The sequence below is a fragment of the Crocosphaera sp. XPORK-15E genome (genome assembly GCF_034931425.1).
GTDB lineage: Bacteria > Cyanobacteriota > Cyanobacteriia > Cyanobacteriales > Microcystaceae > UHCC-0190.
In genome coordinates this window covers 104579-128289 of sequence record NZ_JAYGHQ010000010.1, presented here as the reverse complement: position 1 = coordinate 128289, position 23711 = coordinate 104579, and the positions used below count along the sequence as shown (strand labels likewise).

Here is a 23711-nt window from a genome sequence, read left to right as displayed (position 1 = left end):
TTAATTGTTGAGTTACAAAGCAAATGTCACACTTTAGCAACATCAAAACCCAAATTCGTAACCTTAGTTCCCTCAAAGCTGCTCTTGACGGCCTGGGAATTGACTGGAAAGAAGGGCCTCATAGCGTTAGAGGTTATCAAGGCCAAACTAAAACCGCCGAAGTGGTGGTCGAACAAGAGAACAATTATGATATTGGGTTTAGTTGGAATGGCAGCGAATATGAATTAGTCGCTGATTTACAATACTGGCAACAACCTTTATCTGTAGAAGGTTTTCTGAAGCAAGTGACTCAAGGCTATGCTTATCATACCGTAATCAATGAATCAGCTAAGCAAGGGTTTCAATTGGCCCAACAACAAAAGAATGAAGATGGTTCAATTCGCTTGGTTGTTCAACGTTGGAGTGCCTAATGGCTGATTTTTCCCCTACCCCTGAACGCTCTGGTTTGGAACCGGAGTTAGGGGGTATTTTTCGAGATATTCCCGAAAGAACAGGATTTGAGCCGGAGTTAGGTGGTCAACTTCGGCAACAGGGGGTATATGTAGATGAAGTGACTTGTATTGGCTGTAAACACTGCGCCCACGTCGCCCCCAATACTTTTTGTATTGAGCCAACTTATGGGCGATCGCGGGTTTACAATCAGGATGGGGACGAAGAAGACACTATCCAAGAGGCCATTGATACCTGTCCCGTTGATTGTATCCATTGGGTCGATTATACCGACTTAAAGCAGCGAGAAGAACTCAGGAAGAATCAGGAAATTAAGCCCTTGGGGTTTCCTCAAATTCATCGAGATCCTAAGAAAAAGAAAAGACAATTTAGAACAGACTAATTGTTGAGCTTTTTTCAGTTACCAAGAATGTAACGCCCTTAATTGCGGCGTTTTTTTCAATCTAAAGGAAGAATTACTTTCCACCCCATTAATTTTTTACCAAGGCGAAACACAATGGCATTGCCTAAGCCTAATTCTTTAACCCCTTCCATGAGCAACGGTTCTTGTTCTAGGATAAAATCAAGTAGATGAGGACATTGGGCAAAGTCTAGACAAACTACGGTAGAACAGTCCCACGGTTCCCTAAATACTTGACATTGGGATGGTAATAAATTAACGAGAGTGCGAAATCGCTGAATAGCTGCTTTTTCTAATTCAGCAGTCGTACATTCAAAGGGTAAATGTGGATTGTTCATGAAATCTTAATCATCTAGCAAGAAAGTTAACATAATCTTTAGGTGAGCATAGCTGAAAACTAGCGATTAGTAAGGGTTTGCTCCTTCTGGGTAACGCCCACTATTGTCCGTTTAATCATGATCCCTGACTTATTATTAAGGTAACACTAATGAGTCAAAATTATTGTAATTGTTTTAACTAACTTTGCTATTTGTTAAGATTTATTAATAATCAAAAAGTTTGTTAGAATAGATTTCTTAGGTTTCTATTTCTTGGTTTCCTAACACGGGTTGTAACCCTGTTTTGGGTATCCATTGAATTGCCCCATCTTGTTGTAGCCAATATAGTTGAATTTTGTTATTTTGCAATTGTTGTCTGAGGGTGTCTGAAATAAAAGGGGTTGAAGCTATCACGATTTTCGGGTTAATTTTTTCTAACCAGTTTACTGATAATTTTTTCCCTGACCATAATAAAACGTCAAGAGGTTGATTAAAATCTTGGGCGGTTAAATTGTAAGAGTTGTTACCACTGTTTAGCCATAACCAAGATTGACCAGCTATCTCCCATTTTAGCGTAAAGGGTTTCGTGTTTAACAGGTAAATTTTAGTTGAGTCTAGCATGATAGTTTCTGTACTAGATAGACGTTGCCCATTTTCTTGAGGTTTCCCTAAACTATAAAAAAAGTGGTCAACTTTTAGATCAGGTTTAAGGGTTAACAAAGAGTTAATCTCTTGAGAATTAGGGACAATTATAGCTGTAATATGATTAATTCCTTGTTGAGATAAAAAGGGTAAAACTGTATATTTAATGCTGTTTTCATCCCCAAGATTAATCACAGTAACCTGACCACGCTCTTGAATAATTATGATTGGTTCATATCGAGTATTTAAAATTGTAATTTGCAATTGAGTTATATTTTTATAGACAATTGGAGTAACTATTAAAAGCACCATAAATAAGCTCAAAATACCCCAACGTTTTTGACATTTTTTATTAAAACAAATTAATATTAATAAACCATAAATTAATAACAGTATTTCCAGGGAAATTTTACCGACAGCTAAAGAACTTAAACTGAGTCGAGGAAAGAATTGTCCTAGGGCTAATAATAGATCACTTGGTAACGCAAGTAATTGAGCGAGAGATCCTCCAAGATCAGGAGAAATAAAAGTAACACCAGCAGTAATCATTCCCCCAATAATAATTAATGTAATCAAAGGAGTTGTGACAAGATTACAGAGAACAGCAGAAAAACTAAAACTGTAGAATACAGACATAATTAAAGGGGATGTCCAGATTGATGCTGCAACAGGAACAGCGATCATTGAGCCAATTTTTGGAGGTAAGAAATCTAATTTTTTTTGAATGGCAGGACTGGTAACAATCAAGCCAAATGTTGCCAAAAAACTCAATTGAAAACTTAAATCCCAAATCCATAAAGGATTCATGATTAATAATAAAAAACCCGCCAATCCTAAAGAACCAATAGAATTATTTTTTCTGTCTAAAGTCTCCCCAATTAAAATTGTAATCCCCATAAAAGTTGCTCTAAGAATCGACGGCTGTAAGCCAGTTAATCCGGTATAGAAACTTAAAACTACAATTCCAATTATCAATTTTTTCTTGGGGGATAATGACTGAGTAAACTTCAAGACAATTCCTAAGAGTAATGCGACATGAAAGCCTGATGCAGCTAAAATATGAGCTAAGCCTGATTTAATAAATAAATCCCGAATATCTGGGGGCAAATCAACGGCTCGTCTTCCTAAGAGCATTGAACTAATCATCAGTCCTTTTCTGTCACCCAAAGAATTAGTAAAAGTCTTAATAATTCGCTGTCTTAATTTAGTCCATCCCCAAAAAGGTTCCGGCCCTTTAAAGACAATTTTTTCTCCTTTTAAACCAGCAAATGCTCCCTCTTTAGCCAAATAATTTTTAAAATCAAAAGAGCCTGGATTTTTGGGCGATCGCGGTTTATATAAACTGCCCTCAATAATAATTGTTTGGCCAGGATAAATCAACTGATTTTCAGCCAAAGAAATTGTTATATAAAGCTTACCTCCTACCAATTTAGAGGGAGTTTGTTGACGAATCATTTCAACTTTTTTCGCTTTTAACCAAAACCTATGACGCTGATTATTAGTCAGTCGTGGTTCAGATAAAACTTGACCTAAAACCCTCACAGTTTGAGGGCGAAAATCTTCTTTAATTAGTTGACTAATATCATTAGGATGAGGTTGAGGAATACGCAATTGAAAATAGAGCGCACCCCCAAGAGCAACGAGAGCAATAATAACCCAAAATTGGCCCCTGGGACATCTCCTCCAGCGTCGTTTTAAGAAGAAAAAAGTACCATAAGTAAGAAATCCGATGGTTAAGATAACCAGTCCCCATTGTAGCCAAGACGGATGAGGGTTAGGAAAGCCAAAAAATCCCGTTAATAATAAACCCCCAATATAAGCCAAGGTTAAAATAACCCAATGATAGCGACTCATTTAAACGAATCAATCCTAAAAATTGTTAACAAAATCCCTCCGATGTAAAATTAGAGGAGAAGATTGAGGTAATCTGAAAACATAATAAAAGAGTGATCAGAAACGGATGAATCTTCCCCTTACGCCAGAACTATCCCTGTACCAATTAACCCAAACTCTCGGAACCTCACCCCCCGCTTTAACCATCAAAGCCAGTACCTTGAGAGAACGGGTCGATAGCTTAATTCAATTTTTACTCGATCAACAAATTCGGGCAACGGTTTGGGTAAAATTGCCAACTCATCCCCGTTGGTGGGCGACAATAGAAGAATATCAGCAGGAAGGCCTCGCTGAAGAAGTCTATCGCTGCACCATTAGTCGAGGAGGGGGAACCACTCCTTCCCGCCAGACATACCCTGAACATTATTCCTCAAAAGATAGCATAACCCCGATTCTTCTAGAAGCGAGTTCTCACCTAAAAAGAGAATATTTTTGTCTAATTCTCTCCCCTCAATTTTGTAGCCTGATTTTAGCCCAAGAACAAATCCCGTCGGGAGAAGAACCCCCTTCAGGACTGTTAGAACCGTCTTTTCTCAAGCTAGTTTATAGTTTTGATCCCGTAGTCATTCAACGGGTCTTAATGGGAATTAAACGAATGATTACTATTACAGACATTACACCAGTAGAACTCCTCACCGACTCGGTTTTGGCCTTTCCCTTACCATCAAGCATTGATTCGGCCTTGTTAACCAAATTATTGTATCAACACTTACAAGAAAATCAATCGGCCCAAGAGTCGTCCCAACTAAGACAAGACACTCCCCCTAAACAACCAACGGCCCTTAGCTTTCTCAACTTAGGAGAAGACTTTCTTAAAATCCTCACCAGAGAACTAAGCATACCTTTAACCAATATGAAAACGGCCTTGCAGTTGTTAGAGTCAAAACAACATAAACGAGAACTGCGTCAACGCTATTTGGACTTATTGAAAGGAGAATGCGATCGCCAAAACATTCTGATTACAGGGCTACAAGAATTAATCCAACTCAACCAACCCCTTGACGAAACAGACCTCAATGTTAAATTAGAGGAGGTAGTTCCAGGGATTGTCAGTACCTATCAAGCGATCGCAGAAGAAAAAGGGATCGTCTTAGGCTATACCATCCCCCCAGGATTTCCCCATGTCGCTTGTCCTGGGGTTTGGTTGCGACACATTTTACAAAACTTGATTCACAATAGCTTAAAATTTACCCCGGCTAACGGTAGGGTTTCTGTACAAGCTTTTCTTAAACCGGAAGGGGTAGAATTGTCAGTGAGTGATACAGGTATTGGCATAGAAAACAGCGATCTGCCGAGAATTTTTGACAGTTTCTATCGGGGACGAAATACCCTTCCCCAGACGAAAGAAGGTATAGGACTTGGTTTAGCCGTTGTTCGTAACTTAGTGGAGCAATCCGGGGGTAAAATTGAGGTGGCCTCTCAGGTTGGTAAGGGAACTATCTTTAGAATACTTTTTCCCGTCGAATTGTCCTCGTGAACTGTCCCGACGAGTCGCGCAAGCGTACAGCGCGGGCTTCTTACCCAATCAGCAGCTTTCTATTGCAAGCAATAGCGAGTCTTACGCCAAGGCGATAAGCTACTCCCTCGTCCCGAAGGTAAAATACAAGGTTAATCAAAAAAAATGATTATGAATCTAGCTTGGTTATCGCTATGTTTCTCGCCTTGTCGAGATATTAGAAATATTAACACAACGAGCTTCGTCCCCAAACAAACCCATGATGCACGGTTTTATTCCACCCCAACGCTTTTTTCCCTATCTGACATGGACTGAAATTCAGGCCATGAAAAACAAAGAAAATGTCGTCATTGTGCAGCCTATTGGGGCCATTGAACAACATGGCCCCCATTTACCAATTATTGTCGATTCTGCCATTAGTATGGGGGTTTTGGGTAAGGCCTTAGGGCAATTAGAACCGGAAATTCCGGCTTATGCCTTACCCTGCCTTTATTATGGCAAATCCAATGAACATTGGCATTTTCCTGGAACTATTACCCTCAGCGCGACAACCTTATTAACTGTGATCATGGAAGTCGCCGCGAGTATTTATCGTGCGGGTTTTCGTAAACTGGTTTTAATGAATTCCCATGGGGGACAACCCCAAATTATGGAAATTGCTGCTAGAGACATTCATCAACAATATTCAGACTTTTGTGTATTTCCCTTATTTACCTGGCGCGTTCCCCATATTGCCAAAGAATTACTGACACCGCAAGAATTAGAATACGGTATTCACGCAGGGGACGCAGAAACTAGCATCCTTCTTTCCTTATTACCCGATCATGTGAGGATGGAAAAGGCGGTACGAGAATATCCCCAAGGGTTGCCAGAGAATAGTTTACTGAGTATGGAAGGAAAATTACCCTTTGCTTGGTTAACCCAAGAATTAACCCAAAGTGGAGTGATGGGAGATGCAACAGCAGCGACTCAAGAAAAAGGCGATCGCCTCTTAGCCTCCGTCGCTGAGGGTTGGGTACAAGTGATCAGGGATATTTATCAATTTCGTCAACCGACTTTTACTTAATCAACCCCTCTAGAAATCAATCAAAGGAAGAGGCTAGGTAAAATTACTGTCAGTTGATGAGACAAATGGCAGAATTTTTCCGTAAATATACGGAAAAATTGCGAATGTTACTGAGAGGGATATTTTCTATTAATTTAACTAGAACATCGGTAAAATATCCATAATTTTACGGATATTTTGTTATTGTCGTCAATGAAATTATCCGTGTTTTTACTGAATTTTATTAAGTTAATTTTTCTCTCAAAATCCCTCTCTTTATCTAAAGTTTAAAATAGAATAATTTATTGATAAAGTTTTAGGTTAAGGCTTGCTATAAACTATTGATATATGCCAGAGTTAAGTATAGACAAAGACCAAATTCATTTTTCAATAAAGATAAGGTTGGTCAAAACAAACCTTAATGAAAACAGTAAACAACTTGCTATCTAGAAATAAACCTTACTTAAATAAAATCAAAAATTCCTCATGAAATCCTTTACCTTACTCCCAAAAACTTTAATTGGTACTGCCTGCGCCTTTTCTGTTTTAAGCTATGGACTCGGTGCCAGTGCCGCCAATTTAACTCCAGTAGATATTGAGTTAGTTTTTGCCATAGATGCTTCTAATAGTATTTCCCAAGATGATTATGATAAACAAATTAATAGCCTCAATAATATTTTTAGTGATCCGAATTTTTTCAATGAATTTGTTAAGGCTTTACCAAATAAAAGCTTAGCCGTTAGTGCTTATCAATTTGGCACTGTCGGTCAAAATCAAATTGTTACCCAAATTGCTGATTGGACATTAATTAACCAGGATAATCCTTCATCAGCCGCATCTTTTGGACAAAAACTGGTAACAGGAGGTCAAGCTAAAATTGGTGGCTTGTCGCCAATTGGTAATGCAATTGACACGATAGTTAATGATTTACTAACAAATGATTACGAGGGTCATAAAGTTATAAATTTATCCAGTGATGGATTCAATTTTGGTAGTACCATTCATCCGTTCATTGCAGCCGGTAAAGCTTATCAGGAATTTGTCACCATTAATGCCCTGGCTATACCTGCCTCGCAGTCAGATAATAATTCACCATTGACTTCTTCCACCACTTATAATCTTTCTACTTTGCAAAAAATCGTTGATCCCTATCCAACTGTTGATCCTCAGTTCAAAAATAAAAATTTTGATGGTCGCTCTGCCTTTGTCATGACAGAATATGCAGATGGAGAAATGTTATTAGAAGAGGCATTCCGCTCAAAATTAAAGAAAGAAACCACTGGAGAATTATTGAATCCCCCAGATCCATCAGGTGATCCAGATCCATCAGATGATCCTCAAACAGTTCCCGAACCCAGTTCATTATTGGGGTTACTAGGGATTAGTCTATTAGGGTTATTCGGTCAACGTAAACGAGGATAAACTACTTATAGTTGATAATAATCCTGTAATTGTTGGAGAGCATCATGAGAGGCATCAAAAACAAGTTGTTTCTCTCCTAAAACAATCTCAGAGAAGGGAATGATTTCGACAACACTATTGGTGTAAGCAATAATTTCCAAATCCTTTACCCATTCTGGAGTCCATTGGCTTTCGTCTATCTCAATATTCTGGTTAGATAACCAAGAGATTAACTGCGATCGCCCAATTCCTGGCAAGATACCATCTTCTAAGGGTGGTGTATACCATTTACCAGCTTTGTATCCCCACAAATTTCCGGTACTGCTTTCTAGCCAATTGCCTTGAGAATTGACTAAAATAGCTTCTCTAAAGCCTAAACTTTTCGCTTTTTGTAAAGCCAACCATGCCCCTAAATAATTACCTGTTTTATAAGCATTTAAAGTCCGTTGAAAGAGAGAATGATGGGCTACCCATCCTTTAATTCCCTGACGTTGAGATCTTGCTAAATCTTCCGGTAAAAAACGCCCCATAATCCATTCTCGCCCATCAGGAAAAATCGTCAATCTCAAAACAGGATAATGGGGAATCAGATGTTCTGCCCCTTGACGTAATTGGTGCCAAGAGGGTAGAGTCCAACCAAAGTCTTGGAGACTGTGTTGTAAACGATGACAATGGGCTTCCCACTGAGTTAGAGGATGTTCTAGAGACTGTTGATAAACCCGTAAGGTTGTGAATACGGTAGCCCCATAAATTAAACCTGGTTCAGTCAGGGGTAAACAAATCCGATCTTGTTCGATGATTTGACCATCATACCAATACATTTTAGACAAGAAAGCTAAGATTTTTTTTCTAACTTAAATAAACACACCATTAACGCGACAACTCCCACCTGTAAAGCAAAATTAGGCAATGCCGTTGTTACATCTCGTCCTGCGGCTAACTGTGCTAAAAATACTACAGCACCAATAAAACCCGATGCACCGAAAGCAACATAAAAAAACTGTCTGAATCCTTTATAGGGGGCTTTGACCTCTGCTTTTAACCTAGCATATTTTTCGGGATCTAGCTTGGAACGAGACTGACGAGAGGGGTTAGGGGATTTATTCATTAAAAAATTCTCGGCTGTTGGCTGGTACTTAGTTTATTTTTTAGGGTATACTAAATATTCAGAAAAGCCTATCTTACCCTAAAAGTTCAATAGAGCCTTAGTGTTGATTGGGTTTTTCAGGCCACGTTAGCTCAGTTGGTAGAGCACATCACTCGTAATGATGGGGTCGTGAGTTCAAGTCTCATACGTGGCTTAAGGTTTCTAATAGTCTTTGACTCCATACTGCAGATACCAGTTCAGCAAAAAGTCAGCCTCTTTGATAGCTTCGTCGAACAAGTCAATAACTTCGCGCATATACTCCTATCAAAACCAGTTGTCTACGGGAATGAGCTACTTTTAGTCTAGCCTTTGATTCAATTTTATCTTAAAGTAAATGACGTAGAATTTTACATAGATTTGGGAGCAGAAAGATTAATTGCCGCCGAAAAAGCAGGTCAAAAAATTGCCATAGAAATTAAATCTTTCTTGGGGGCATCAGAAGTTAGAGAATTTCATCTTGCATTAGGACAAATCCTCAATTATCGGTTAGCATTAAAAAAGGAAGATCCCGAAAGAGTTCTCTATCTAGCAATTCCTCAGGATACTTATGAAGATTTCTTTACTCGTCAATTCATTCAAGATTCTGTTGCAGAATATAAACTCAAACTTTTAATTTTTAATTCAATTCAACAAGAGGTTATATTATGGGAAGAATAGATTATGCTAAACTAATCGAAGATATTTTAATACAACATTCAGAAAATGATAATAAAAACAGCACAGAAATTCAAATAATTTTTGATAGAGAACGTCATCACTATCAAGTCTTAAATATTGGCTGGAAAGAACAAAAAAGAGTTTATGGTGTTATTATTCATGTTGATTTAAAACAAGATAAAATTTGGATTCAAAGAGACGGAACAGAAATCGGAATTGCTAATCAACTGATTGCTGCTGGTGTTCCCAAGCAGGATATTGTTTTGGGATTTTATGCCCCTTATAAACGCAGTTTAACTGACTTTGCTGTAGGTTGATTTTGTGCGAAAATATCAATATAAATATCAATATCAACTATAATAAGATTGCAAGTCACAGAGTTTAAGAATAAATTATCATCTGTTAATGGTTTGATTATTTATGTTTGCTTGGGCAAAAGTTAACACAAAAAGGAACACAAACTAAGGCAAAATAAAAGTTATTAACCAAGATGCTTGATAAACTTGGTAATTATAAGGAGAATATTATGGTTCAGGCACCCTCCCAAACAACAATGTCAACAGAAAACCCCCTATCTCCCGAAGAATTGCGTAAAATTCATGCTTATTGGCGTGCTTGTAATTATCTCGCCGTTGGTATGATTTATTTACGGGATAATCCTTTACTTAAAGAACCCTTAAAAGAAGAACAAGTCAAAAACCGCTTATTAGGTCATTGGGGTTCAAGTCCTGGTCTAAGCTTCATTTATATTCACCTTAACCGACTGATCAAAAAATACGATTTAGATACTGTTTATATGGCCGGCCCTGGCCATGGTGCGCCTGGAATTTTAGGCCCTGTTTATCTAGAAGGAACCTATTCGGAAGTTTACCCCGAAAAAAGCGAAGATGAAGAAGGAATGAAAGCCTTTTTTAAACAGTTTTCCTTCCCCGGTGGTATCGGTAGTCATTGCACCCCAGAAACCCCCGGTTCTATTCATGAAGGAGGAGAATTAGGCTATAGTTTATCCCATGCTTACGGTTCTGTGTTAGATAACCCTGATCTCATTACCGTTGCGGTAGTGGGAGACGGAGAAGCAGAAACCGGCCCCTTAGCCACTGCTTGGCATTCTAACAAGTTCCTTAACCCGATTCGAGATGGGGCAGTTTTACCTATTTTGCACCTAAATGGTTATAAAATTGCGAATCCCACCATCTTCGCCCGTATTAGTCACGAAGAACTTGAATATCTCTTTAAAGGGTATGGTTATAAACCCTATTTTGTGGAAGGATCTGATCCCGAAATTATGCACCAGAAGATGGCTGCAACCCTCGAAACAGTCGTTTTAGAGATTAAACAGATTCAAAACGAGGCCCGTCTTAGTGGGGTGGCTGAACGTCCCATGTGGCCCATGATTGTGTTACGCTCTCCTAAAGGGTGGACTGGCCCCGCCTTCGTAGATGGGAAAAAGACTGAAGATTTTTGGCGATCGCACCAAGTCCCCTTATCAGGAATGCACGGCAACCCTGCACACATCAAGATATTAGAAGACTGGTTAAAAAGCTACAAAGCGGAAGAACTTTTTGACGTAACGGGTAAACTGTTACCTGAGTTAAAAGACTTGGCTCCCACGGGAAACCGTCGCATGAGTGCCAACCCTCACGCTAATGGTGGAGTTTTGCGAAAAGACCTAAAAATGCCTGATTTTCGAGAATACGGCGTAGAAGTGGACAAACCTGGTGCGGTAGAAGCAGAAAATACAAAGCCATTAGGGATCTTTTTGCGGGATGTCATGGCTAATAATATGAACAGTTTCCGCGTATTTGGCCCAGATGAAACCGCTTCTAACCGTTTAGATGCGATCTATGAAGTCAGCAAAAAAGTGTGGATGGCTGATATCTTAGAAGAGGATGCAGACGGCACAGAAATCACCAGAGATGGTCGGGTGATGGAAATGTTAAGTGAACATACCTTACAAGGCTGGTTAGAAGGGTATTTATTAACAGGTCGTCATGGCTTTTTCAACACTTATGAAGCCTTTGCTCATGTGGTTGATTCCATGTTTAATCAACACGCTAAATGGTTAGATATTTGTAAACATGAAGTGCCTTGGCGTGCGTCTATTTCTTCTTTAAATATTCTGCTTTCTTCAACAGTTTGGCGACAAGATCATAATGGGTTTTCTCATCAAGATCCTGGTTATGTTGACTTAGTTACTAATAAGAGTGCAGAAGTTGTTCGGGTTTATTTTCCCCCTGATGTTAACTGTTTATTATCCGTGGCCAATCACTGTTTAAAAAGCAAAGATTATGTCAATGTTATCGTGGCTGATAAACAGAAACACCTGCAATATTTAAGCATGGAAGATGCCGTTAAACACTGTACAAAAGGCATTGGAATTTGGGAATGGGCCAGTAATGATGACTGTGGAAAAGAACCGGATCATCCTGATGTAATTATGGCTTGTTCTGGGGATGTATCTACTCAAGAATCTTTAGCCGCGACTGCTATTTTACGGGAAGAATTCCCTCAATTAAAAGTGCGTTTTATTAATGTGGTAGACTTGTTTAAACTGCAACCAGAATCAGAACATCCTCACGGATTATCTGCACGAGATTTTGATACTTTGTTTACCACAGATAAGCCAATCATTTTCAACTTTCATGGTTATCCTTGGTTAATTCATAAGTTAACCTATCGTCATACAAATCATCATAATCTCCATGTACGGGGTTATAAAGAAAAGGGTAATATTAATACACCCTTAGAGTTGGCAATGAACAACCAAATTGATCGATTTAACTTGGTTTTGGATGTGATTGATCGGGTGCCAAAATTAGGATCTGCTGCTGCTTATGTTCAACAACGCATGAAGAATGAGATGATTGAACATCGGGCTTATGCTTACGAAAATGGCATTGATAAGCCAGAAATTACTAACTGGAAATGGCCCTTTTAATTATTAATTGTAGGGACAATTCATGAATTGTCCCTACTTTCGGAAAGGATCTCAAAATTACCTTCAATTTCCAACTAGGAAAAAGTTCACCTGTTAGCTTACCGCCGAGAAGCCCCGCGCTGTACGAAGTCAGCGTCGGGATACTTCCACAAGCTCAGTAACAGATAGGCGGGTCAATTGAGTGGCTCGATGCCACGAAAATTGACAAACAAGGCCACGAAGAGTAAAATAAGAGCAGTCTAATCGACACCTGGAAACAGGCTAAAAAATTAAAGGGCGAACCCCATCGCTCTAGCCAGGGTCGATATGCGTCCCTAGATTGCCCCAGACAATCAACAATGCTCAGAAGCTGGAAACGGGTAAAAAAGTTTTTCTGGATAGAAACTCGATACATTACAGCCGATGGATAGTCGGTGGTGCTGACTGTGGAGCCAGCGCGGTCTTGGGGGTTTCCCCCATGAGCGACTGGCGTGGAGGTATCTGGACGGGGATATATAAGTGGAAACATTTGTGTATCTAGAAAAGACCGATGAAACAGTAACGTCCTGTCGTGAGGTAGGGAAGCCCGCGCTGTACCGCTTCGGTCAGCGTCGGGAGGAGTGTCACTGCAACGGTTTAGCAAGAAGTCTCCGCAGTCCGAAGATTCCTAATAAGCCAAATCCTAAAATAGATGAGGGTTCAGGAACAGATTGAGATTCAACTTCAAACGCCAAAAATTGAGTAAATTGGGTCGGACTAAAGTTATTATCGCTAACTAAAATTAAAGAACGATTACCATTGGTAAGAGTTTCCCCAAAAGCCAACCCTTCAAGGTTATCAATGGGGATACCCAAGGTGGTTAAATCTAAAAGAAGGGTTTTTTGAGCAGCAATTAGGTTAGGTTGTCCATTAATAGAGGATAATCCACTAATATCCGTCGCCCCTGCTAAGGAAACCTCAAAAATTTTGACAGTATTGCCCGTATTTCCTGGGGTTCCCACTGCACCCACAGAAAAAGACCGCTCTAAGGCTAAAAATCGCTGACCACTATTATCTAAAGCCAATAAATCCACTAACCCATTGGTGTTAAATTGACCTGAAGGATTAGGAGGAAGGGCAACGGGGTCAGTATTATAGATAAATTGGGCAATAGGCTGTCCTGTGGTTAGATCGTACTGCAAAATTCGTGATGGAGTGCCATTACTTACCGTTGCTACGGGGCCATCTTGTACTAAAGCATTTTCGGAAGCAGTAAACAGGTAACGAAAATCGGGAGTAACGGTTGCACTTTCTAAGGATAAATTATTACGAACTCCACTGGTTGTTGGAATAGAATTAGGTTGAGGAATAAATTGAGAAGGAATAGGTAAAGCTTGATTTTGTTGCCCTGTGGTAACATCAAAAGAATTGAAAAAAGGATCAACAATGCGATTAGTAGAAACCTCTCCTTCTGAGGGAATATAGACATTGCCATTGACTAAGGTAAGGTCTTCAGGATCAAGACTATTTGCGGGGAAAGGTTGACCATTGGCTTGTAAAAGAGTAGTAACATCGGTAAAAGTTACACCGCTATTATTCCCATCATTATTAAATTGACTTAAATCTAAAGTAAGAGTGTAGAATCTTGCTGGATTAATGGTACTGCGATCATCAGAATTGGCATAATAAACATCCAAAGCAGGACTATAATCAATGCCTGATAAACCACCAACTTGAGTGCCACCAAAAGTTGTTCCAGTTTGAACAATTGATTGACCTAAAAAGTTTAATTGTAAAGAAGAAGCTTGAATCGGTTGAGGATTAACCAGTCCAAGAATTACACTGCTTAATAGTCCAGCAGTAAAGAGTGAATTTGTGTTTAGTTGTTGCATGATGCTTTTCTCCATTAACTTGTGTATTCAGGAAAGGGAATAGCTCAAGATATTCGATTTGTTAACGATTACTTGAGCTAATTTTTGTTAATTACAAGAGCAATAAATCAAAGGGATTTACGACCTTTTTTGACGATTACTCCCCCTAAACCTAAGCTAATTAATCCGAAAATTGCGCTTGGTTCTGGGACAGTTTCACGGGGTACAAAATTAGGAACATTTTCTTTGAAAGAATAGAGATAGGTGGGAATTAAATCCAGTCCTTGAGGACAGAAATCTTGAATGGGAACGTTATTAACTGATTGATCAACAAAATCAGTACAGACATTAAATTGAACATTACTACCATTTTGAGTAACGCTATAATCATTATCTGTGCCAATGATTAGGGCGTAACTACCATCAATTAATTGAGGTCCAATTGCTAACCCTTCAATTTTTTCGGGAACTAATTGTCCGGCATCTTGTAATTGGCTTTGAATATCCAAAAACAATGATTTATTCACAGGAATAATCCCGCCGAGAGAATTAGTACCAGTCAAAGAAATATTACTAACATCTGTTGCTCCCGTGAGATCAATTTTGTAAATTCGTTTACTAGCAACAGGATTATTAGCAACATCAGCAACAGTAGGCGCATCAACTCCAAGACCTCGATTATCTCGTTCTAGAACTAAAAATTCATGGTCATTAATAGCAATAATGGCACTAATTCCAATATTTCGTCCCTGACTGGTTGCAGGAAAATCATTAGCTGTTCCAGGAATACGATCATTAATATCCGCAAGACTTTCTAATTGATAAATATATTGAGCCGTACTATTACCAGTAGCAATATCAAATTCAACAATTCTTAAATTACCACTGTAGCGACCATCATCAGAGGTTCCAGATGTTCCTTCATTGACTAAAGGATCTTGTAACATGGCTAATAATTTTGTGCCATCTGGACTAATAGCTAATCCTTCAAAACCGCGATTATCCTGACGACCTGTCGTGATTGTACCGCGACCATCTACATAATTAGGAGTAGTACCTTGTTTGGGAATAAGATTATCAGGGGTCATGAATGCGCGTAAAAATGACCCGCTAGAATCAAATTCATAGACAGAGGGGCCATATTCATCAGAGACGTAAAAATTCCCATTAGGAGCCACTACAAAGCCTTCAGGGTCAAAGCTTAAACCAAGAACTGCACTATCACCATTGAGAACTCTAGGATTTAAGCCATCGAAGTTTTGACCATTCTGGGTAAATAGAATCGTATCAAGCAAGTTAAAATTACTAATTGCCCCAGTATTGAGATCAACCTCCAAGGTAAATTTTTGCACCCTGGTATCATAAGCAATGGTTCCCCCACCTGGCCCGCGATCGCTTAAACCATAATAGACATTATTACTGCGATCATAGTAAAGATCGGAGAAAAAACCACCTAAGCGATTTCCATTTGCGCCATTAGGTTGACCACTTAAATCCGTTGCATCCCCTGGAATAACTATGGTATTTACTAGAGAATTAGCAAGAGTCGCTTGAGTGGTCAAAACAGACAAACTTAAGGTACTGATGAACGCGGAAAAGAAAGTTTTTGTTGATTTCATAAGGCTTCAAAAATGCTAAATTTGCAACTTGATTAGGAAATAGGAAATTGGTATTATTTGATTTTTCGCGTTAACTTTGAAGCAAGTCCAAAAAGTCCCAGTCCCAGGAAACCTAAGACTGAACCAGGTTCCGGAACGCTTTGCGGGCTATCAGGATTAGGAACACTTCGTAGCTGAAGTCCCACTAGCAGTGGATCATGATCAGAAGAAGCGTAAGCATCGGGTGCATAGAGGTTAACAATTTGATTGGGGGATTTAAAGGCTGTGCTATATCCTAAAACATCTGGTTCATCCGCGTTGATATGCCAAGGTGCTGCACCCGTTACAAAAGGATTCAGACTAAGACTGGTAAAGGCATAATCTAATGTGCCTGACTGTCCTCCAAAAAGATAGGAATAAACATCGGGCCCGCCGAATTGTGTATCTAAGTTAATGTAACCATTAAACTCGATCTTAGTAATGGGGTCTTCCTTGGCGTAAGCGTTTAAATCTCCCAGAATTATCTGGTAGTCGGTATTGCTGTTAGTGGGATTAGTGGCTAACCATTGGGTTAATTCGGCCGCCTGTAGGGTACGAGTACAATTAAACCCTCCTTGACCATCCCCTTGATCTGCGTTGTCGGCCGCACTACAAGAACCGGCCGCCGATGCAGTGCCTCCCTTTGATTTAAAATGGTTTACATTGACCGTAAACTGTTCCGTATTGGGTAAACCGATAAAGGTTTGGGCGATGGAAGGACGGTTGATGGCAGGATTAAAGATACCAGTATCGAGAATGGCAGTATCGCCGACAGGACTCACTTTAGCGGGTTTATACAACAGTCCAACGGCGATCGCATCGGTTCCTAATTGGGGTACACCAGGATTAATATAGGCATAAGTTCCCTCTCCCGCAACGGCATTAAGGGCATTGACTAAAGATGCGATCGCACTATCAGGGCCATAACCATTATTTTCTATTTCTTCTATGCCCAAAACATCAGCATTGAGTCCTAATAAAGCACTGACTAATTTAGCTTGCTGACGTTGGAATTCCTCGGCAGTTTCTGCGCCTCTTGAGCCTAGAGTCGTAAAATAATTCTCTAGATTAAAGTCCCCTACGGTGATGTTTCCGCCCACATTAGCAGGGGTTAGAGGACGAGGATTTGTGGCGGTATCAAAACTGGGTTCGGCCGTGGGTTGGATACGGTAGGCACTAAAGCCATAATCGAGAACCCCCGTGACTCCTGTTGTGGTTTCGCCCAATCTTAATGTATTGCTGGCTGTTAACCCAGGAGGAACAGGAGAAGGATAGGGAATAGGATCAGGATTTTGGATATTACTACCGTCATCTAGGATGATCCGGTTGAGGTTATTTTGAGCCTGAATAGCATTAGCAGCAGCCCCTGGCGCGGCAATTTGGGTCGGCTGATACAAGCGTCCGTCAGAAGATAAACCCACTTCCCCAAAACGTCCTAAGCCAAAGTTATCTGTCACGGCAAGGCTTTGGGGTAAGTTGACTAGCATTCCCTCATAGCGTTCTAAATAATCAGAACTGGCAACTGGTAAAGTAACGGCTGTGGGAGCGATTGTTAAACCTGTTCCTAGAATAGAAAGGGGATCACTCAGGGTAATTTGGGTTCTGTTGAAACTTTCGGAAACTTGTCCGACAATTTCTATCAAAGTACCCACATCAAGACTATTCACAGAAGGCGCAGAAACAAAGATTCCGTTAGAAGCTCCGGTTGTGCTAGGGTCATTGGCGTTAGTATTGTCCTGAATAAAGAAGCCATTGAGTAGGTTAGTCCCCAAGAAACTCCCCACAACAACACCTTGGGTTTTAACGCTTTGACCGACAAGGGGACTGCTGCTACCCGTTCCTTGAATATCATAAATAGGAACAAGGGGCGGCGGCGTGGGGGGAGTACCACCATTTATATCTCCATTGAGTTGAACGTTATCGAGTCTTAATGTCCCGCCAGTACCCGTCGCACCATAGCCATAAATTCTTAAATCCAGGGGTTGGGAAATATTGGTCAAGCTGGATAAGTTGAAGTTTAGAGGAGCAGAATTAATACTCGTGGCAACGGAATTTGAACTAGCGATCGCCGTCGCATAATTATCTAAGCTTGAGCGGATTTCTATCTGATTTGGCCCTGTACCAGAGCGTTGAGTATTAAAGGTTAAGTTGGATAAATTGAGAGTATTGTTATTACTAGGTGTTACGGTAAAATTAAAGTAATCATCAGAAGTAAAACTACTACCCCAATTGTTGCGAATGATTGCTGGCGTAGGATTACCAGCGGCAAAACCGCTTGAATTACTGCCAGGAATGATTAAACCTGAACCTGTACCAAAATCACTAAAACTGAGATTATTAGCAACGCTACTCGCGGCTAAACTATTGCCATCAAAGGTATATTGTCCGACTAAAGCTGCATAACTGGCCGGTGTAAAAAATCCCAAACCAATCAAGGCCGTTAAATTAGCTAAAACAGGAAAACGTAACATTTTTGGACTCCTCATACTCAATACAAACTTCAATCTTCAATTCTTGGCCACATATCAATCAGTAAGTAAATTGTTAAAGTAAAGGGATAGCTCAAGTTTTTTGGAATAAATCAACAAAAACTTGAGCTAATTGCTGAGATCAAATTGTCTCAGCTTGTCCCTTATTTAATTTTTTGTTTGAGCTTGGAACCCAGTCCCAAAAATCCAATGGCTAAGAAGCCAAGCACTGAACCAGGCTCAGGAACTGTCTGGAGTGCCTGAAGTTGAGTCTTGGCAGTATGAACTTGATCCACCAATCCAGGAATCCCTGGAATAGCATTACCATAAGCGTCATAACCTTGACCGACGGAATTAAGTAGCACTTCTGACCCATTCCCTTGAAAATAGACGGGAACAGGACGATTGCTATGAGTACCCCAGTCATACTTGACCAAAGAGTCAGCATTAGCGGGATCAGAGCCAGCAGAACCCCAGAAATGACCAGCACTCGCGGGAGTATTATTTGAGTAGGTTAAATCATGGGCGCCGACAGTCCGCAACAGTTCAGGAAAATTATCATTGAGGGTGAAATAATGGTCATGGTCGGCTGTAACAATTAATAAGTTCTGCTCCCAACCGCCATTATTAGCGATCCAGTTGATCACATAGTCAACAGAATCATTAAAATCAGACATTGCACCGATGAGGTTGTCGAGGTTGTTATCGTGGGCGGCCCAATCAATGTCGCCAGCTTCAACCATCAACCAGAAACCATCAGGATCTTTCTCCAGAACTGTTAAAGCTGCTTGGGTTAAGTCTTTGAGGCGAGGATTTTCATCTAACTGACGGGCGATAAATTCCTCGTCGGTTTCTCCAGGTTGGAGAGGGCGCACTGTATCAGGATTAGGAATACCGGGGGTAATATTGTTAGGACTTCCTGCTTGAGCCGAACTATACAAAGAGAACATATCTAACCCTGTATTTTGGTAAGTTCCATCCGCCGAATTAATGGGTAAGTTCCCGTTTTGTCCTTCTGCCCCATAGAGTCCTAAAAGACGATTACCGAGGTTATTGGGATCGATTAAAGCCGCCGCCGCTAACAGGGTTGCCGTCGCATTGGGGCCACTTTCCAAAAATTGGTAGCCGTAGCGGTTACTATTGGGATTAGCGACAAGGTAGTCGTAGGTGTCTTGGGTGATATAGGTGAAGTCTTGGGGCGGTTCTACATCAGGTTGAAGGGGAAGGGGATTACTCGCAGGATTACCTCCTCCTAATAGCACAGTGGGCTGAAAGATGCGGAGTTCCTGTTGCAGAATGTTATCGAGTAAAGGATAGGGCTGATCGAGTTTATTACGACGGTTGACGTTAGCTGCAGCCGCCCCTGGAGTAGCATGATCGATAGGAACGGAAGTGACCAAACCTGTAGATTTTCCTGCTTCTGAGGCAATTTTTAAGGCAGAATCTAAGGGTTGCTCGTAAATATCAACACCAATGGCACTGTTGTAACTTTTAACCCCTGTGTAGAGGGTAGTTGCCGTGTTTGCGGAGTCAGGATAGCTATATTTGATGTATTCTTTGTCAAATCCTGAAGGAATTGCCCCCCCATAATAAGCTGCATCCCAAGGCGTAGCACCACCCCGAACAGGATCATAACCAACGAGATTACCCACTGCATAGGAGTTAGGATTAGATGCACCTCCAGTGGGGGTTGTACCTGGGTTGAAGGTGGGATCGAAGACAAAACCAGGTAAAACCGAACCTTCACCCGTTATGTTATTGCCCGCGATCGCAGAATTACTTGTGTTAAAAGTTCCATTAGCGGGAGCAATGGTTGTTCCGTAGGTCGTTGATAGGACATAGTTAGAAAGCTCTTGGAAAGCCAATCCTGACCCTTTACCTGATGTGTAAAAATCAATGAGGCTATTGCCCAAATTCCCTGCATTAATTTGTTCCTGAATAGCAGCAGCGCGGGCCATTTCCCAACCCATGCCATCTCCAATCATGATGATGACATTCTTGGTATTGGTTACAGTAGCTGCTTGAGCAATGTTAGGAGTTAGGGAAATAGTTCCTACTAATCCTACTAGACTGAAGGCGATCGCTTTTGAGAAGGTAGAATTGAGGTTAATGTTGAACAACAGGTTCATTTTGTTTTGCTCCGTAAGTTAAGGTGATGGACAAAGTTGGGCTTTAGTTAGACTTGCGGTTTTTTGAGGAGAACAAACCGCCGATACCTAAAGCTAAAATTCCTAAAATGGTTGAAGGCTCAGGCACAGAAGTGGTACTCAGATCTACAAATGCAGAATGATGATCCGAAGCACTATTTAATGAATTAAAAGGACTATTAGGAGTTGGCCAAAATACCTGGGCATCGATAATTGATAAATTGGCGGAAGGTAGCACATAATCAACCCTTAATCCCCCCGTAAAAGCTGCGGTATCATAGGCAGGATTACCCGTATGGGAAAAATCACGATCAGGATATTCTACGCCCCCTAAACTAGAAGGAGTTTTACTGGTATTAGTCAGAGGATTATTGAGTAGTTGATTAATCGCCCCTGGTACACTATCCCCATCATTAGGATCAGCATTTTGATCTCCCATAATGATAAATTTTGACCCAGAAGCAATCCCTCCAAAAATCCCATTATCATCGTAAATATAGTTACTTTGACCAGGGGTAATATAGTCATTCCAAAGACGAATTTCATCAAAGTTTCTTCGTCCATTACGATCTTCTTCTCCATCAAAAACTGGGGGAGTTGGATGACTAGCTAAAACGTGAATAATTTCACCATTAACATCAATGGGAAGATCCCAGTGACTCTTAGAAGAAAGAGGAAATAGAGCCGCTTCCTCTGGACTATACCAATCATCAGGGTTATTTCCAGTAATATCAGTTAACAAATTTCCAGGCATATCTAGCCATAAGAAATTTTGAAAAGTACGGGCTTGATCTTCCAAAATATTATATTTTGAATAAACCACCATGCCATATTGTCCAGGGTAATTGCCAAATCCCCAAGCATCTCCCGCATAACCTGGGGTTTCTGGGGTCGTAACAATCACTCCATTGTTATCCAAATCAAATCCAGAAGCAATACCTGTATTAAAGGGATCTATTGTTGAACCAGGTTGAACAAAAAATTCATTAAAATTAATCGGATTTGCGGCTGGATTTCCTGAAATATTTTGCCCTACAGAGAGATAATTTTGCTGAAAAAGAGTAGCTGCTTGAGTAGGAGCAGTGGGATCATAATTAAACTCGTTGAGCAGAATAATATCAGGATTAATGCGTTGAATTACTTCTGCAATTTGACGAGCTTGAATTGCCAAAGGATCGGTATTATATGCCGCATCACCAGGGGCAATTGAAAGGGCTTGAATCAAAGCATTTTGACTATTTGGACTCAAAGACGTATTGTAAGTTGCAATGCGAAAATTAGACGCTTGTGCTTGAGAAAAAGGAGAAAATGAGGCTAACAATCCTAATCCCCAAGCAATCAAAGAAGGGGTTAAAGTTGGTTTCATTTTTAATTACTGGGTTAGTGAACAGGAAAGAGAAGTAAATGGGGAGTAAGAGGTCAGAAAAAATACAGCCATGGGCAAGTTTAGGCAATAAGCTGTCGGAGTAATTCATGAATTACTCCTACTCTCTTTCACCAAATTATTGTTTAGAATGCTTGCGTTTTATTCATGAAATAGGATGAAGCCAATAATTTATCAGTTGGCATGAGATATAAAACAACTGATCCTAATACTAATAATCCAGAATAACGTAACATGATTGATACTCCTCAACAATGAATTAATGAATTCAAGACCGTTCAATGTACCAACTAAAAGAAGTTTATAGGAGTCACGTTAAGCCCTGTATATGAAATCAAGAAGACAAGATTAAATTTATTCGTCTTGTTTTTTACCCTTGGAGACGACGGAATATTCCTAAACCACTAAAACAGCGATCGCTACTAATCCCAGATTAAAACTTGGTTCTGGGACAGTAGCGGCCTGAATTAATGATTTAAACTTTTTCTAAGGAATGATTAACCTTAAGGAGGTAATTTTTAAATCATGGTGCAAGACCTCAGTTTAAGGCGAATCTTTCCATTCGGGGGTTAAGGTTCGATAATCAAACTGTTTGACTCCTGGATGGCAGACTATGCAACTTTTATGGGTGATGGGTTCTGTAAACTCAACACGAGGATGAAGAATCTTAAAATATTGGGATTGTTCGATATAGAAAGGTATCGGAGCCTCTTTAATCAGGATAGGACGGGAAGAAGTTTTTAGATAATCCCAGATCAGGACTTGACTCAAGCGGATAAAATTGGGAATGGAAGTCCCATAGTGTTTATTAGGCTTTTCTAAAAGTTCTTGCCAAGTTTCTGTGGGTAACACTTCTGGGGGAATGGGAATATGACATCCTGAACAAGTAGAAACATAAAGCTCTTTACCCACTTCAGTACGAGGACGAAGGGGATTCTGGGATTGAGCTAGGATAGGAGATGTTTCTAAGGCTTGAGTAAAACTCCAACCAATACTGACACACCAGAGAGCGATCGCCAATGAAATGACGAAAGACAAGAAATTCCAACGTTTCAAAAGAGAAATGAACACTAAACCCTATCAAACCTTTCGATTTGTCTTAATTTTCTTGTTGATTATTGTAGCAATCTGTTGACTGTTCCCAGGTGACGGGCATTGTACTGAAGATCTTGCACCTAGCTTGAAAACCCCGATTTTTCACAAAATAGTAAGGAAGTCATGCTTGGTTTGCTGTCTTGAAAAATCGGGGTTTTGTTATTTTTTATTCATGGTGCAAGATCTCAGTTGTACAATCAAAGTGGCGATAAAATAAGATACTTAACCCTAAATTTTAAATTATGTCTGATACATCTTCTAAAAAAATCTTTCAACGGGTTGTGACCATTGTGTCGGGCTTAGCGTTACTAGCGACAATGACGGTGGCTGGATTTTCCTTTCGACAATCTTCTCCTGAAGAACCTACCACCAACAATAATCCTGGCATGGATGAACAATTACAGTCTATGGTACAAGGATATGAAACCGTTTTAACAAGAGAACCTGATAACCCCACGGCGAAACAAGGATTAGAACAAGCCTTAAAAACTTTAGTGGCGACGCAAATACAAGCGAGAAATTTAGATAAGGCCATCCCACCCATGGAAAAATTGGTCAAATTAGTCCCAGACAATCGGGAATATCAAAGCGTTCTCCAACAGATGAAACAGGCGCAAAATCAGGCTTCTGCTTCTTCTCCTAACCCTAATCAAGCTTCCCCTAATCCCAATCCAGCATCGAGTCCCGATCCCCTCAACCTTAATCTAATCCCAAATTTCGATTCTCTCAATCCTAATCCGGCACCAAGTCCCGATCCCCTTAATTTGAATTCGGAGCCTCAGCCTAGTCCCAATCTTTAAACAAA

The 23711-nt window shown here is 40.2% G+C and carries 19 protein-coding genes and 1 tRNA gene; 10 read left to right on the top strand and 10 right to left on the bottom strand.

The annotated features are described in order from the left end of the window. Window positions 1-23 precede the first annotated feature (23 nt). Together VB691_RS12820 and VB691_RS12815 are read left to right on the top strand one after the other, a co-directional pair. Complete coding sequence (locus tag VB691_RS12820) at window positions 24-410, top strand: DUF1257 domain-containing protein (RefSeq protein WP_323291890.1); 387 nt, start codon at window positions 24-26, stop codon at window positions 408-410. Continuing rightward, window positions 410-832: a ferredoxin gene (locus VB691_RS12815; RefSeq protein WP_323291889.1), complete on the top strand. Its 423-nt coding sequence runs from the start codon at window positions 410-412 to the stop codon at window positions 830-832. Before VB691_RS12820 ends, VB691_RS12815 begins: the two co-directional genes overlap by 1 nt. 56 nt (window positions 833-888) lie before the next feature. Here VB691_RS12815 and VB691_RS12810 read toward each other — a convergent pair whose 3' ends face one another. After that, window positions 889-1188 (bottom strand): hypothetical protein, encoded by a 300-nt coding sequence (locus VB691_RS12810; protein ID WP_323291888.1) that lies wholly within the window; start codon window positions 1186-1188, stop codon window positions 889-891. Between the two features lie 237 nt (window positions 1189-1425). Next, complete coding sequence (locus tag VB691_RS12805) at window positions 1426-3663, bottom strand: ComEC/Rec2 family competence protein (RefSeq protein ID WP_323291887.1); 2238 nt, start codon at window positions 3661-3663, stop codon at window positions 1426-1428. A 106-nt stretch (window positions 3664-3769) separates the two neighbouring features. Between VB691_RS12805 and VB691_RS12800 the strand changes: the two genes are divergently transcribed. The 3 genes from VB691_RS12800 to VB691_RS12790 all read left to right on the top strand — a co-directional run bounded on the left by VB691_RS12800 (window position 3770) and on the right by VB691_RS12790 (window position 7625). Next, window positions 3770-5179 carry a DICT sensory domain-containing protein gene (locus VB691_RS12800; RefSeq protein WP_323291886.1) on the top strand — a complete coding sequence of 470 codons (1410 nt, stop codon included), beginning with the start codon at window positions 3770-3772 and terminating at the stop codon, window positions 5177-5179. A gap of 238 nt (window positions 5180-5417) precedes the next feature. Further along, window positions 5418-6224 (top strand): creatininase family protein, encoded by an 807-nt coding sequence (locus VB691_RS12795; protein ID WP_323291885.1) that lies wholly within the window; start codon window positions 5418-5420, stop codon window positions 6222-6224. A gap of 465 nt (window positions 6225-6689) precedes the next feature. After that, entirely contained in the window at window positions 6690-7625 is a 936-nt protein-coding gene (locus VB691_RS12790) for a DUF1194 domain-containing protein (RefSeq protein WP_323291884.1), read from the top strand. Between the two features lie 5 nt (window positions 7626-7630). Here VB691_RS12790 and VB691_RS12785 read toward each other — a convergent pair whose 3' ends face one another. Next, window positions 7631-8425 (bottom strand): aminotransferase class IV, encoded by a 795-nt coding sequence (locus tag VB691_RS12785; RefSeq protein WP_323291959.1) that lies wholly within the window; start codon window positions 8423-8425, stop codon window positions 7631-7633. Between the two features lie 14 nt (window positions 8426-8439). After that, window positions 8440-8712 carry a DUF3493 domain-containing protein gene (locus VB691_RS12780; RefSeq protein ID WP_323291883.1) on the bottom strand — a complete coding sequence of 91 codons (273 nt, stop codon included), beginning with the start codon at window positions 8710-8712 and terminating at the stop codon, window positions 8440-8442. Window positions 8713-8832: 120 nt separating this feature from the next. On the opposite strand from VB691_RS12780, the gene VB691_RS12775 reads away from it, so the two are divergent. The 4 genes from VB691_RS12775 (at window position 8833) to VB691_RS12760 (ending at window position 12346) form a co-directional block, all read left to right on the top strand. Further along, window positions 8833-8905: transfer RNA gene (locus VB691_RS12775), tRNA-Thr, on the top strand. 155 nt (window positions 8906-9060) lie between these two features. Next, window positions 9061-9408 (top strand): element excision factor XisH family protein, encoded by a 348-nt coding sequence (locus VB691_RS12770; protein ID WP_323291882.1) that lies wholly within the window; start codon window positions 9061-9063, stop codon window positions 9406-9408. Continuing rightward, window positions 9396-9725, top strand: a complete 330-nt coding sequence (locus tag VB691_RS12765) for a XisI protein (protein WP_323291881.1) — start codon at window positions 9396-9398, stop codon at window positions 9723-9725. Before VB691_RS12770 ends, VB691_RS12765 begins: the two co-directional genes overlap by 13 nt. A 209-nt stretch (window positions 9726-9934) precedes the next feature. Next, entirely contained in the window at window positions 9935-12346 is a 2412-nt protein-coding gene (locus VB691_RS12760) for a phosphoketolase family protein (protein WP_323291880.1), read from the top strand. Window positions 12347-12948: 602 nt separating this feature from the next. Here VB691_RS12760 and VB691_RS12755 read toward each other — a convergent pair. From VB691_RS12755 to VB691_RS12730, 6 genes are all read right to left on the bottom strand, one after another. Next, window positions 12949-14196 (bottom strand): esterase-like activity of phytase family protein, encoded by a 1248-nt coding sequence (locus tag VB691_RS12755; protein ID WP_323291879.1) that lies wholly within the window; start codon window positions 14194-14196, stop codon window positions 12949-12951. Window positions 14197-14303: 107 nt separating this feature from the next. Beyond that, window positions 14304-15794: an esterase-like activity of phytase family protein gene (locus VB691_RS12750; RefSeq protein WP_323291878.1), complete on the bottom strand. Its 1491-nt coding sequence runs from the start codon at window positions 15792-15794 to the stop codon at window positions 14304-14306. Window positions 15795-15847: 53 nt separating this feature from the next. Continuing rightward, the gene (locus VB691_RS12745) at window positions 15848-18283 is read right to left on the bottom strand and encodes an ExeM/NucH family extracellular endonuclease (RefSeq protein ID WP_323291877.1); all 2436 of its coding nucleotides are present in this window, start codon (window positions 18281-18283) and stop codon (window positions 15848-15850) included. A gap of 161 nt (window positions 18284-18444) precedes the next feature. Further along, window positions 18445-20409, bottom strand: coding sequence for an alkaline phosphatase (locus VB691_RS12740; RefSeq protein ID WP_323291876.1), 1965 nt, complete (start codon window positions 20407-20409; stop codon window positions 18445-18447). A 43-nt stretch (window positions 20410-20452) separates the two neighbouring features. Next, a complete protein-coding gene (locus tag VB691_RS12735) occupies window positions 20453-21793 on the bottom strand; it encodes a PEP-CTERM sorting domain-containing protein (protein ID WP_323291875.1) in 1341 nt (446 codons plus the stop codon). Window positions 21794-22354: 561 nt separating this feature from the next. Further along, a complete protein-coding gene (locus tag VB691_RS12730) occupies window positions 22355-22849 on the bottom strand; it encodes a cytochrome (protein WP_323291874.1) in 495 nt (164 codons plus the stop codon). A gap of 299 nt (window positions 22850-23148) precedes the next feature. On the opposite strand from VB691_RS12730, the gene VB691_RS12725 reads away from it, so the two are divergent. Then, complete coding sequence (locus VB691_RS12725) at window positions 23149-23706, top strand: tetratricopeptide repeat protein (protein WP_323291873.1); 558 nt, start codon at window positions 23149-23151, stop codon at window positions 23704-23706. Window positions 23707-23711 lie beyond the last annotated feature (5 nt).